The 12,342-nt window shown below is 50.3% G+C and carries 11 protein-coding genes and 1 pseudogene; all 12 read left to right on the forward strand.

Features of this window, described 5'->3' with window-relative positions:
- The first annotated feature begins 66 nt into the window (after nt 1–66).
- The 12 genes and pseudogenes from CF651_RS06505 to CF651_RS06565 all read left to right on the forward strand — a co-directional run bounded on the left by CF651_RS06505 (nt 67) and on the right by CF651_RS06565 (nt 12,325).
- Complete coding sequence (locus CF651_RS06505) at nt 67–552, forward strand: CcdC family protein (RefSeq protein WP_094014031.1); 486 nt, start codon at nt 67–69, stop codon at nt 550–552.
- A 169-nt stretch (nt 553–721) separates the two neighbouring features.
- Nucleotides 722–1,366: a gluconate 2-dehydrogenase subunit 3 family protein gene (locus CF651_RS06510; protein WP_094014032.1), complete on the forward strand. Its 645-nt coding sequence runs from the start codon at nt 722–724 to the stop codon at nt 1,364–1,366.
- Nucleotides 1,359–3,067 (forward strand): annotated as a pseudogene (locus CF651_RS06515) (GMC family oxidoreductase N-terminal domain-containing protein). Before CF651_RS06510 ends, CF651_RS06515 begins: the two are co-directional and overlap by 8 nt.
- Nucleotides 3,068–3,558: 491 nt before the next feature.
- The gene (locus CF651_RS06525) at nt 3,559–5,097 is read left to right on the forward strand and encodes a spore germination protein (protein WP_094014034.1); all 1,539 of its coding nucleotides are present in this window, start codon (nt 3,559–3,561) and stop codon (nt 5,095–5,097) included.
- Nucleotides 5,094–6,260, forward strand: a complete 1,167-nt coding sequence (locus CF651_RS06530) for a Ger(x)C family spore germination protein (RefSeq protein ID WP_179232707.1) — start codon at nt 5,094–5,096, stop codon at nt 6,258–6,260. Before CF651_RS06525 ends, CF651_RS06530 begins: the two co-directional genes overlap by 4 nt.
- Nucleotides 6,261–6,296: 36 nt before the next feature.
- Nucleotides 6,297–7,388 carry a GerAB/ArcD/ProY family transporter gene (locus CF651_RS06535; protein WP_245855740.1) on the forward strand — a complete coding sequence of 364 codons (1,092 nt, stop codon included), beginning with the start codon at nt 6,297–6,299 and terminating at the stop codon, nt 7,386–7,388.
- Nucleotides 7,389–7,484: 96 nt separating this feature from the next.
- On the forward strand, nt 7,485–7,859 hold the full coding sequence (locus CF651_RS06540; RefSeq protein ID WP_094014037.1) for a hypothetical protein: 375 nt from the start codon (nt 7,485–7,487) through the stop codon (nt 7,857–7,859).
- A 154-nt stretch (nt 7,860–8,013) separates the two neighbouring features.
- The gene (locus tag CF651_RS06545) at nt 8,014–9,024 is read left to right on the forward strand and encodes an ABC transporter ATP-binding protein (protein WP_094014038.1); all 1,011 of its coding nucleotides are present in this window, start codon (nt 8,014–8,016) and stop codon (nt 9,022–9,024) included.
- A complete protein-coding gene (locus tag CF651_RS06550) occupies nt 9,021–9,923 on the forward strand; it encodes an ABC transporter permease (RefSeq protein ID WP_245855741.1) in 903 nt (300 codons plus the stop codon). The genes CF651_RS06545 and CF651_RS06550 overlap by 4 nt, the downstream gene beginning before the upstream one ends.
- A 19-nt stretch (nt 9,924–9,942) precedes the next feature.
- Nucleotides 9,943–10,746: an ABC transporter permease gene (locus tag CF651_RS06555; RefSeq protein ID WP_245855742.1), complete on the forward strand. Its 804-nt coding sequence runs from the start codon at nt 9,943–9,945 to the stop codon at nt 10,744–10,746.
- Nucleotides 10,747–10,899: 153 nt separating this feature from the next.
- Nucleotides 10,900–11,358, forward strand: coding sequence for a chemotaxis protein CheX (locus CF651_RS06560; RefSeq protein WP_094014039.1), 459 nt, complete (start codon nt 10,900–10,902; stop codon nt 11,356–11,358).
- A gap of 190 nt (nt 11,359–11,548) precedes the next feature.
- A complete protein-coding gene (locus CF651_RS06565) occupies nt 11,549–12,325 on the forward strand; it encodes an SDR family NAD(P)-dependent oxidoreductase (RefSeq protein WP_425436218.1) in 777 nt (258 codons plus the stop codon).
- Nucleotides 12,326–12,342: the final 17 nt, after the last annotated feature.

Below are 12,342 nucleotides of genomic sequence, written 5' to 3' on the forward strand. Positions count from 1 at the left end.
AGTATAATAAAAGTGTCGAACTTATATGAATTATTCGGGAACGTTAAACAGATAGAGGTGATATGAATGCAGCTCGCACATCTTGCTGTTCCACAGGCGACCGTGACTTTAGGCGCGATGATGACCGCTGTGATGGCGATTATTTTCCGGATGCGGGCATCCGACAAACCGGTCAATGCCAAGAAACTGCTCATGCCCCCGGTTGGAATGAGCACCGGTTTTCTCATGTTTGTCGTGCCGGTAATGCGAATTCCGATGCTATGGGGCCTTATTGCTTTTGCAGCAGGTGCCCTGTTGTTCGCGTATCCGCTTATCCGATACTCCAGGCTGGAGCGGCGGGGAGATGATGTGTTCCTGGTCCGTTCCAAAGCATTTGTGTTTATATTGATCGGTCTTCTCGTTATTCGGCTGCTGCTGCGCGGCGTCATAGAACAGTATGTTACACTGCCGCAAACGGGCGCCATTTTCTTCATCGTTGCCTTCGGCATGCTGCTTCCATGGAGGCTGGCCATGTACCGGCAATTCAGGCAGCTGCTTGCCGCTGCATCCTGATCTGATCAGCTTAAGCTTCTTTGCCCCTAAGCGGGGTGAAGGAGCTTTTTTACGTTTACCGACAGACATCGAAGAACATCAAAATAGTAAGTATATTTTGTTCGTTTATACAATATATATTGAGTTGATCTGGTAATAGGAGAATTCGTGTGAAGCAAGGAGGACTCTTATGAATCCGTCCCATGGTTCCAATGCAAGCTGGCAGACGGAGGCAACGTTCCGGGCTTTGGTCGAAGCGATTGTCCCGAATATGCCTGATGATGGGGGAGTGCAGGCGGCAGGTGCTGTAGATACGGATATACATCAGTATATGATCTGGGAATTAAATCACAGCCTCTCCCTTTTTATGGGATTCTACCTCGCGAATATCCCTCTGGCTTGTGCTACGGCCCAGATGCTCAATGCAGGGGCGTCCGAGCTTCTGGCATCGGGCAATGCGCAGCCGGCTTTCAGCTTTGCTCCGGGGGGAGAGTGTCCTTTTGTCAGCCTCTCGCCCTTCGATCGTATTCGGGTATTGTTCATGCTGGAGCAGCTTCAAGTCGATTTGGGCCGTTTGCCGCCTCCTTATAAAGATGATGGAGGATTTGTCAGGTTTATTGTGGATTATTTAAACCGGGGTACGATGTTCGGTTTTTATTCGGAATGGTCCGCCTACGGCTCCACACGTTTACGGACGCCAACAGAGCGAAGGCTGGAATATTTCCCAATCAGTTGGCGGCAGGTCGGATATCCGGGTGTAGTCAAAGGTTACCGGGCTTTTGGCGGTTTCTTATTGACTATCAAGCGCAATGGAGGGGGATCTCGAGATGGTTGATGCCGATGTGATCGTCATAGGGTCTGGGGGTGGAGGCGCCGTAGCAGCCAAGGAATTGGGGGAGAAAGGACTTAAAGTGCTGGTGCTTGAAGCCGGCCCTTGGTATGGCAACAGCAAATGGCCGAATCCCAATGCCGAGCGCGGCGGCGAATGGAGCTCCAGTCCTTCCGATCTGGATGTGGGCCTGTACAAGAAAATCTACAATGCTTATGAAAATAACATGAACGACGGGTATCCGGCGTCTTTCGATTCGGGCCGGCCGACCGCCGGCGCACGCCATGGCACCGGATCATGCGGCAAAGGGGAGATATTTGGCAGCTGGCGGGAGTCGGCGGAACGACACAGCACTACTGGGCCCAGTCGCCCCGCGCTTTTCCGGTAGCCGTCGATAATGTGTGGCCCATCAGCTACCGGGAGCTGATCCCGTATTACGAGAAGGCGGAAGCGACGCTACCTGTTCAATTCGCGCCGTTGGCCCCGAAAGAAGAGCTGTTCTTCTACGGAGCCAAGAAGGCGGGGTGGTCGCTCATTCCTACGCTGGATGTCGTCAGTCCGGGCTATCGTCCGCATCCGAATGCGATTCTCCCTCCGAACCCGCACCTGATGGATCCGAATTATTCCATGGATCAGTTGTATGAGATGGAAGGCTGCACAATGAAGGGGAATTGCATTAACGGCTGTACGGCCGGTCCTACCGTGGATAGAATCGCCAAGCGGGGTACGCTGGTGAGTTATATTCCGCTTGCTCTCAAGACAGGCAATGTAGCGATTCGGCCTAATTCGTTTACTATCAAAATCTTGACGGAGCACGATCCGAAGGAAGGACTGCGAGCCACCGGTGTGCAGTTCCGGGATACATGGACAGGGGAGATCGGCGAGCTTTCGGCCAAGGCGGTGGTCATGGCGGCAGGCTGCATCGAATCGCCGCGGCTTTGGATCAATTCGGGCTTGCCTCACAATGCGTGGGTGGGAAGAGGGCTCACCATTCATTATTTCGATTGGGTGTCAGGTATTTTTGACGAAAAGGATTTGACGAATATACTTGGCATTCCATTTGTGGATCCGTTCGTGGGAGCGACGTCGGGAGGCCGAGTCGATATTCCGGGGCTCGGCTCGACGCAAGTATCGGGCTTGAGTCCGGGGCTGCATTCCTTCTTAACCTACGGCTTCAGCGATGCCGGCTATAATGCTCTAAATCCCCCGGAGCCGGGAGCCCCGTGGAATATCCGCGGCAGGGTCGTCGGACCCGAGCTGAAGGAACTGATGATGAACTACCGCAGGACGATGAGCATGCTGATTCTGGCGGATGACGAAACGCTGTATCACAACAGAGTGACGGTAGATCCTTTGCTGAAGGACGAACATGGACCGATTCCGGTTGTCTATTACAAACCGAGCGCAAAAACGCTCCAAAGACGTGATCAGCTGGCAAAGTATTCGGCTGAAATTTTACAGAAGGCCGGCGCCAAAACCATTATCCGATCCGATTCCCCGGCCGGGTGGCTGCTTCATATTGAAAGCACGATGCGCATGGGCCATGTCGTGGATACGAACTGCGAGGCTATGCAAGTAAAGCGTTTATTTATCGCTGACAATAGCGTTCACTATAATGGCATCGGCGGCCCCAATCCAACCCTTACGACGCAGGCACTGGCGACACGAACCTCGGAGAAGCTGGCTGAAGCTTATTTCAGCGGATAAACGTCTCGAGCAGGATAGAATTTATCTATCCTGCTTGTTTTTTTTGTTAACGCCCCAGCGCTCCTTACCCCTTTGTAATGCTATAGTGGAGCACCAGACCTGCTAAAGCGATAATGAGTAAGAAACTGAAAACCTTCCAAATGACCTGACTGCTCATACCGGGTTACCTTCACTTTTTGATTTTTCATTTATTGGGATAGCATACCTCGATTGGAACAATATATACCGTGGAAATCGAAGCCGGTGAAAAACTGGCGGAGTGGACGGAATCGTTCTGTAGAAGCATAAGCGTTCGCCTTTGTCCCCGGATTTTGACCACTATAAGCGGGTTGAAATGGATAAAATCCGGGGACAACAGCGATCGGAAGAATGATCCGTCCATGCAGCCGTAACTTCTTCAGCGGCCTCTGGGAATCTGGCATCTTTTTCTGAATGAGCCGATCATATATTGGAAACTTTAACGGATAAAGATAACAAAGGTGTGAATACTTATGTTTTATAAAAAATGGCTGCCCAGGCAAAGGGAGCTGAAGCTGGAGGGACTCGGAGATGAAAATGCCGTCGAAGGGGAGCTCCTCAGCAGCTTGAGTGACAATGAGCAATGGATTCAAGAAACGTTCGCGAACTGCACGGATCTGATGATCAGAAAATTACAACTATTTGATTCCATCCCCTGTATCATCGTGTTCTTTCAGGAATTAATAGATATGAAACAGCTGGATGAGGAATTGCTAAGCCCATTATTGAAAAATAAATCGGTGACATATGGTACGGTACCCCAGCTGATCGAAAGCATAGAACTCGAACTGGTCCCGGTAGCGAAAACCAAAAGGATTCACAATAGAAACGAAATGATTCAGCATATTCTGGGCGGAGAAGCTGTTTTGCTGCTGGAGGGCTCAAAGCAGGGAATCTCGGTCAATGTAAAAGAAAATCAATTGCATCGAGGGCTGAAGGAACCGGAGACGGAGGCTGTAATAAGAGGGCCGCGAGTCGGTTTTATTGAAAACATCTATACCAATATGGCCTTAATTCGTCAACAAATTCGAACCCCGCAGCTGAAGGTCGAGAGGATGACAATAGGAGCAATCACACAAACGGAATTGGCGATCCTGTATGTGGAGAATATCTCACCTCCTGAGGTTATCACAGAAATGAAGAGGCGTTTGTCTCGAATCAAGCTGGATAGCGTATTGGAGTCGGGTTACATCGAGGAGATGATCCGTGACGCACCTTACTCGCCTTTTCCGGTGCTGCAAATGTCAGAGCGTCCCGACACGGTAGCGGCCTGCCTGATTGAAGGGAAAGTGGCCCTGCTGATTAACGGAACCCCGATGTCGCTTATCGCACCGGTTACGTTCTGGCACGGCTTTCAATCCGCTGAGGATTTCTATACAAGCTACATTTTTTCTACATTTCTTCGATGGCTGCGGTACTTTTTTGCTTTCCTGTCCTTAACCTTGCCGTCGCTCTTTATCGCGGTGATGACCTACCATCAGGAAATGATCCCCACAAGCTTAACGCTGAGTCTTGCGGCAGCCAGAGAAACGGTTCCTTTTCCTACATTTGTGGAAACGCTATTGATGGAAATTACGTTTGAAGCGATCCGCGAGGCGGGTATTCGTCTTCCCCGTCCGGTGGGCCAGACGATCAGTATTGTAGGCGTGCTTGTGATCGGACAAGCTGCCGTTCAGGCCGGCATCGTATCCAATCCGATCGTGATGATCGTATCCTTGACGGGGATCGCCTCATTCCTGATTCCCAACACGAATATGAGTCAAGCGATTCGAATTTTGCGTTTTCCGCTGATGCTGTTTGCAGGCATCTTTGGACTGTACGGCTTTATGGCGGTCATGCTTGCGCTGTTGATTCATCTTGTGAATCTGCGTTCCTTTGGCGTTCCCTATATGGCGCCGCTTGCTCCTTTCAGCGCAGCCGGAATATGGGATATATTGGTCAGAGCCCCGTGGTGGGTGCTGCACAAGCGGCAGCACCACATTCATACCGAACAGGAGATGGAGAAGAAATGACTCGAATGATGCGGTACAAAGTCATCGTTCTTATCACTTGTCTCAGTGTATTGACAGGCTGTTGGGATCGCGTAGAAATTAATGATCTTGCGCTTGTCATGGCCGGCGGTCTCGACCTGGGTGAGAATGGGCAGGTAGAAGCCTCGCTGCAAATCGCAATTCCCCAATCCTCTACCACCGGACAGGGCGGGGGAAAAACAAAAAAAGCGTTCATGCTGGTCTCGGAAACAGGAAAGGACGGTCCCGATTCACTGAGCAAAATACAGAAGCGCTTGTCACGAAAAATCTCTTTTGGCCACAGAGGGGTCTTGGTTATTGGTGAAGCATACGCGAGGCACGGGTTGGATCAGGTTCTGGATCAATTAACGCGCTCTGCTGAAAATCGGTACTTGGTTTATGTTCTGACCGCACATGGAACAACGGCCAAGCAAATTTTGAAAACCTCTTATTTGCTGGAATCCATACCGGCTACAGCCCTCAAAAAAATGCAATCCAACGAGAGTAGTCACTCGGTAAAAGTAGATGATTTTTTGGGTACACTCTCTTCCATCGGGAAATCCCCGGTTACCGGGGCGATACGGCTTAGCAGCAAGGATGCGAATGAGGCGTCCTTCCAGATCAATGAAGCGGCAGTTTATCGGGAAGGTAAGCTGGTCGGATTCCTGACGGAAAATGAAATGAAGATTTTGCAATGGGAGAGAGGAAAGCTCAAAAATGAGAGAATACAAACGCAGGTTGAGCGGAAGGAACCAGGATTTAAGGGGACGGTCAGCATCGTTGTGTTAAGTGCTCATACAGCAATACAGACCCGGATGAAGGATGACCTCCCTGAAGCGTCTATCACCTTCAAATTTAAGGGAAGAGTAGTGGAGAACGATACAAGACTGGACTTGAGTAAAGGAGAAAATATAAAGCGCGTTGAAAGCAAATTGACCGAGCATATGGAAAAGCAAATAAAAAATCTATTTCTTCACGTCCAAAAACAATTGAAGTCGGATATTTTTGGTTTGGGCGAGCAAATCCATATCGAGCATGGCGCTGACTGGAAAAAAATCAAGAATCAATGGAACGATATTTATCCCCAGGTTCCGGTTAACGTCAAGGTTGAAGTCGTTATCGAGCGTATAGGCAGAACGCAAGCACCTGCGCAACTAAAAAATTGAGAGCAAGCAATGATTATAAAATGAGGGTTGTTGACGATGAAAGTAACGGGGCTTCAGGTTTTCTGGATGATAACGGTCATGGAATTGGGTATGACCTTACTGATGACATTTACACCGGGCTTACAGGCAGCGAAGCAAGATGCATGGCTGTCGATGATTGTTTCTGGATGTATCGCATTGTTGGTCGCTTTGATTACCATTAAGCTGGTCCGTCTTCATCCTGATCAGACTTTCATACAATTCAGCCAAACGATCATGGGGAAATGGCTGGGCAGGATAATCATCATCGTTTATCTTGTCCAGTGGTACACCATTATTCCCATTGTTTTACGCCAATTCAGCGATCTGCTCCGGATTTTGCTCCTTCATCAGACACCGACTATAGCGATCATCCTTGTGATGGTCCTGCTAGTTGTGTATGTGACCTATTCCGGAGGCATCGACGGGATCGGACGGTGCAGCGAGATCTTGGGACCTCTTATTATTATGATGGTACTGTTTGTTCTCGTGGCAAGCGTCAGCAATATTCATTTGAAAAATTTGAGGCCCTTCTATGTGGATAGCGGGGCCAAAGCGATCTTCAAAGGAGCGCTGCCGTCTGCCTCTTATCTGGGACACGCGGTTGAATTTGTCATGGTCTCACCGTTTCTACATACTCCGCGTAAAGGGGGGGCTTACGTTGTCTGGGGCGTGATTATCGCATGGATTTGGGTAGTATTGTCCATGACCATGGTCATTTTGACTGTAGGCGTCAATTTGGCCTCCAAAATGTGGTACCCCTTTTTCGAGATGACCAAAAAAATTTCTATTTTCGGCTTTATTGAAAATTTAGATGCGATAGCAGTTATCATCTGGATATCAAGCGTATTCATTAAGCTGTCTATCTATATGTTCGTAGCCAGCTATGGCACGGCCCAATTTTTGCAGGTGAAAAATTGGAGAATGATGATCTGGTTTATTGCTCCGGTTGTCCTGGTGTTTGCGCTATTTCCCCATAATATTTCGGAAGCGACCGGTAACTACTTGAACAATTATTGGGTTCCCTTAGTCCTTCCAGTCAATATGATTGGACTGCCGCTGCTCCTGTTGATCGTAGGGAAAATCCGGCAGAGGCATATGCAAAAGTAACGATACCGGACTGTTTTAGGCATGTGTACGGCCCTCTCTGTCATACCTATAGGTATGAGCCATTGTTATGGAGATGAGTTGAAGGGGGCAGGTCCCATGTCTTTTTTTGATAAAATGAAGCAAGGAGCATCGGATGCGGCAAAAAAAGCTCAGCAAACGGTGGAAATCACCAAGCTGAAAACGCAAATTTCTTTGAAGGAAAGAGAAATCGAAAAATCATGCACATATATCGGGGAAGCCGTATTTCGTTCTTATGCGAACGGCGATTGGAAGCAGGCGGGGAAGGATATCGAAGGCTACTGCTTGCATATTACCGGGCTGCGGCGGGATATTAGCGTGCTGGAGGTCAAAATGAAGGAGATCAAAAATGAGAAGGTTTGCTCCTGCGGGAAAGTCGTAGCGCTGGATGTGAGGTTTTGCCCAACCTGCGGGAATCCATTTGAGGATGAGCGGTACTTTGATGAAGTGTAGAGCCTCATTTCATCCCCGTGCAACGCCGAGAACCAAGCATATGCGAATTCTTCCTTCGGAGGAGTCGGGTGCTTGGTTTTTTATATTGTCAGACAACTTCCTGCGTGGTAATATATGACAATTATAGCTTTGGAGGGGAAGGGGTAGAGGTCTGATGAGTGCAATTGAAGTGCGCGGGTTAACCAAATCGTTTGCAGTCAAACAAAAGCCGCAGGGGCTGCTGGGCAGTATCCAATCGTTCATCAAGCCGGATTATGAGCAAAAAATAGCCGTTCACAGCATTGACTTAACGGTGGATCAAGGAGAAACCTTGGCTTTTCTCGGGCCGAACGGCGCAGGAAAGTCCACAACGATAAAAATGCTTACCGGGATTCTGCACCCTTCCGGCGGTGAGGCAAGCGTGTTGGGGTACTGTCCATGGAGGGAGCGGGGCCGTCTGGCGTATTCCGTCGGCTCAGTCTTCGGGCAGAAATCGCAGCTTTGGTACCACCTGCCTCCTAGCGATTCCTTTGAACTGATGAGCCGCATTTACGAATTGAAGCGGTCCGATTATTTCAGCCGCCGCGATGAGCTGATTCGCCGCTTTGAGCTGGAGCCCTATATGAGCGTGCCGGTGCGTAAGCTGTCCCTCGGGGAGAGGATGCGCTGCGAGATCGCGGCGGCCATGCTGCACCGGCCCCGTATCTTATTTTTAGATGAACCGACGATCGGATTGGACGTCATTGTTAAGCAAAAAATTCGCGAGCTGATTCTCGAAATGAACCGGGAGGAAGGCACGACCGTATTTTTAACCTCCCATGATGCAGGAGATATTGAACAGCTGTGCAAGCGGGCGATAGTCATCAATTATGGCCAGGTTATTTTGGATGACGACGTAGACCGGATGAAGCGGGAGCTGCTGACAGAGAAGTCGGTGCATTTAAAGCTCCAGCAGCCGGGACCGCCGTTTCAATTTCCCGGTGTGAAGCTGCTTCGGCAGAGCGAAGCGGAGATCGAGCTGTCGGTTGAGACCACCGTCGCAAGTATGGAGCGGGTGCTTTCCCATATTGTAAAGGAATATCGGGTGGTGGATATTACGATTCAAAACCCGCCAATGGAGGAGATCATCACTCACATTTATGCACGGGAGGGCCGGGAGCGGCTGAGGGGAGTGGCGGACGTATGAATTCATGGGGACAAGGACTAAAAACGGGGAATGAAGGGAGCTCCAGTCCGGCAACGGCGGCTCAAACCGATCCTGCGCTCGAGCGCTTTACTGCGCGGGCCATTCTGGGCAAGAGCATCAAATATGCGGCCATTGGCCGAGTGACGCTGAGAAATCATTTTGCCTATGTGACCGATTTCATCGTACGCTCCATTTTTCTCATTATCATTATGTACATTTTCATCCAGCTGTGGCGCGTGACTTATCAAGGAGAGGGAAGCTCGTTTATCGAGGGCTACAGCTACGAGCAGATCATTTGGTACATTTTGTTCGCTGAAGCGTTAGCAACGGCATTCCCGAGCTTGTCCACCAAGGTCGAGGAGGAAGTAAAGAACGGGGACGTCGGGTACAAACTGACGCGTCCTTTCAGCTATATCGGCTTCCACTATGTCGGCTACGTCAGTGAAGTGATGGTCCGGCTGCTCGTCAATCTGGGCGTGGGCGGTATACTGGGCTGCAGCTTGTTCGGATGGCCGTCATTCGGATGGGGTTGGGCAGGATTTCTCCTGATGTCCGTAGGCTCGGTAACAGTCAACTTTTTACTGAATATGGGCCTTGCCTTATGTGCGTTCTGGGTGGAGGAAACGAGAGGGTTGGAGTTCGTTTATCATAAGCTGCTGTTTACGGTCGGCGGCATGCTGATGCCGTTGGAGCTGTTTCCCGGGAAGCTGCAGGAGGTGTGCCGCTGGCTGCCGTTTCAGACCGTGCTGTACTTTCCCGCCAAAACCGCGGTGCGCTGGTCGGATGTGACCTGGGTTCCCATGCTCGGTGTGCAAATGATCTGGATTGTACTGCTGGGAACTGTGGTGGGATTGATCTATTGGCGAGGGAGCCGCAAGCTGAATGTGAACGGAGGCTAGTGAAAAAGGGGGGAGCAAGATGAGAATGATGCACCGATGTACCGGCATTCTTGCGTTCGTATGGAGCTGCTGGAAGCTCAATCTGGCAGGCGCGATGGAGTTTCGGCTGAGCTTTCTGATGACGGCCGGGATGATGGTGATTAATAATATCGTATGGATTCTGTTCTGGGTTTTGTATTTCGACAGATTTCAGGTCGTCAACGGCTGGTCGTTCCAGGATGTCATGATGATGTGGGCTGTCAGCGCAGGAGGATTCGGGCTGTCTGCGGTGCTGTTCGGCAATGCCTACCGCCTTGCACCGCTCATTGCGAACGGGCAGCTCGACATCATATTGTCTCAACCGAAACCGGTGCTTCTTCATATGCTGGTCAGCCGAATGTCTGTTTCTGCGATTGGCGATGTGTTATTTGCGCTTATGCTGTATGGGGTATTCGGAGACCGGTCTTTCGTGGGCATACTCAAATTCGGACTGGCGCTTGGCATCGCGATGCTCATCTTCCTGTTCTTCGTCGTCATCGCGGGATCGCTGGCGTTTTTTATGGGGAATGCCGAAGGGATCAGCCAGCAGCTGTTCAACGGGCTTCTTGCCTTCTCGACTTATCCGACGGGAATATTCAGCGGGTGGGGGAAGCTGATATTGTTTACGATCATCCCTGCCGGCTTTATAAGCTATTTGCCCATCGGCTTGCTGCGCTCGGTCGATCCCTTCTTTTTGGGGCAAGCGCTTGGTGCAGCTCTTCTGCTGGCTGTCGGGGGAACGCTGTTTTTTTACGCAGGCTTGAAAAAATACAGCTCAGGCAATCGGATGGATATGCGAATGTGAGCCGTGTCTTCCCCAGAAAAGCCCGGGGTCCCAGGTTGTTTTCCCGCGGATGGTGTCAAAAGTTGTATACTTATCGGACAAGATTAGGTATAATGATAGGGAATAGAGACCTATGGACACGGAATGATTTTGCCGCAAAGGAGACCGGAACTCATGAAGGCTGAATATATTAATCCTTTTTTGGAGTCTGCCAGAATTGTCATTGAGCAAGTCGCAAATATACGGCCTTCCACGGGGCAGCTTGGGATCAAAGACGTCAAGTTCGTAGAAAAGTACATATGGATTCAGATCGGAATGACCGGACAAATGCAAGGGGATGTCGTTTTCGGGCTGCATGAGGATGTAGCGTTGAAAATGGTTTCGGCTATGATGGGCGGATTTACGATTACGGAAATGGACGACATGAGCAAGAGCGCTATCTCGGAGCTCGGCAACATGATCAGCGGCAATGCGAGTACGATGCTGTTCAATCAAGGGGTTAAGGTGGATATTACACCGCCGAAGCTGCTGCATTCCGCGAACTCGGCCGGATTTTTACCGAAGAAAGCTCTAACCATTCCTCTGATCATGGATGGCATCGGCGAACTGGATATTCAAGTATTAATGATGTAAATGGAGAGTGGGACGTCTTCCTGTGCAGGGAGCGGACCACTTTTTTTAAATAGATAAGCGCAGCATTCCTATTGGCGATAAAAGCAGCCTCTTACCGCGGTCGGTCTTGTGCAGACCTGGATAGAGGTTTTTTCATGTGCAATCGTGCTACAATAACTTATCTGCATCTATATAGAGGGAGGTTATGATCATGTGGAAGGGTAAAATTGCTGTCATCACAGGGGCGTCCAGTGGAATCGGAGCGATCATGGCGCAGCAGCTTGCAGCCCGGGGCGCCGTACCGGTACTCATGGCGCGCTCGGAGGAAAAGCTGGACGCGGTGGCAGCCACGCTTGGCAGTAGTGAATACGGCAAGTACACGCTGGACGTTACCTCGACCGGGCAGGTGATGGAGGTGATGGGTCGGGTGATTGAACGCTACGGCCGGATTGATATATTGATCAATAATGCGGGCTACGGGGTGTTCGATGCGTTCGTCACGGCATCCCTCGAAGAAATAGACAATATGATGGACGTAAACTACATGGGGACCGTGCGGTGCACGAAAGCCGTACTGCCTCATATGCTGAAGGCGGGCAGCGGTCATATCGTAAATATTGCCTCGATGGCGGGCAAGATCGGGTCGGCGAAGTCATCAGGCTATACGGCAACGAAGCATGCTGTTCTCGGTTTCACGAACTGCTTGCGCCAGGAGCTGGTCGGGACCGGCGTCTATTTGAGCGCAATCAATCCCGGGCCGATTGATACGCCCTTCTTTGATAAGGCCGATCCTTCCGGCAATTATGTGAAAAATGTGAAGTGGTTTATGCTAAAGCCGGAACGGGTGGCCTCTAAGGTGCTGCACGCCATTGAGAAGCGAATACCGGAGGTGGACATGCCTTTTGTAGCGGGCTTAGGGGTGAAAATGTTTCAGCTGTTCCCGCGGTTTTTCGACAAAGTCGCCTCCGGTATGCTCAATAAAAAATAATTCGGCTGTGCCGGGAA

The sequence above is a fragment of the Paenibacillus rigui genome, assembly GCF_002234615.1.
GTDB lineage: Bacteria > Bacillota > Bacilli > Paenibacillales > NBRC-103111 > Paenibacillus_S > Paenibacillus_S rigui.

Bases quoted from the DNA above. Each gene is read 5' to 3' on its own strand.
- CF651_RS06565 (WP_425436218.1), top strand. From the start codon at position 11,549: ATGTGGAAGGGTAAAATTGCTGTCATCACAGGGGCGTCCAGTGGAATC.
- CF651_RS06535 (WP_245855740.1), top strand. From the start codon at position 6,297: ATGAAAGTAACGGGGCTTCAGGTTTTCTGGATGATAACGGTCATGGAA.
- CF651_RS06545 (WP_094014038.1), top strand. From the start codon at position 8,014: ATGAGTGCAATTGAAGTGCGCGGGTTAACCAAATCGTTTGCAGTCAAA.
- CF651_RS06550 (WP_245855741.1), top strand. From the start codon at position 9,021: ATGAATTCATGGGGACAAGGACTAAAAACGGGGAATGAAGGGAGCTCC.
- CF651_RS06540 (WP_094014037.1), top strand. From the start codon at position 7,485: ATGTCTTTTTTTGATAAAATGAAGCAAGGAGCATCGGATGCGGCAAAA.
- CF651_RS06510 (WP_094014032.1), top strand. From the start codon at position 722: ATGAATCCGTCCCATGGTTCCAATGCAAGCTGGCAGACGGAGGCAACG.
- CF651_RS06560 (WP_094014039.1), top strand. From the start codon at position 10,900: ATGAAGGCTGAATATATTAATCCTTTTTTGGAGTCTGCCAGAATTGTC.
- CF651_RS06525 (WP_094014034.1), top strand. From the start codon at position 3,559: ATGTTTTATAAAAAATGGCTGCCCAGGCAAAGGGAGCTGAAGCTGGAG.
- CF651_RS06505 (WP_094014031.1), top strand. From the start codon at position 67: ATGCAGCTCGCACATCTTGCTGTTCCACAGGCGACCGTGACTTTAGGC.
- CF651_RS06555 (WP_245855742.1), top strand. From the start codon at position 9,943: ATGAGAATGATGCACCGATGTACCGGCATTCTTGCGTTCGTATGGAGC.
- CF651_RS06530 (WP_179232707.1), top strand. From the start codon at position 5,094: ATGACTCGAATGATGCGGTACAAAGTCATCGTTCTTATCACTTGTCTC.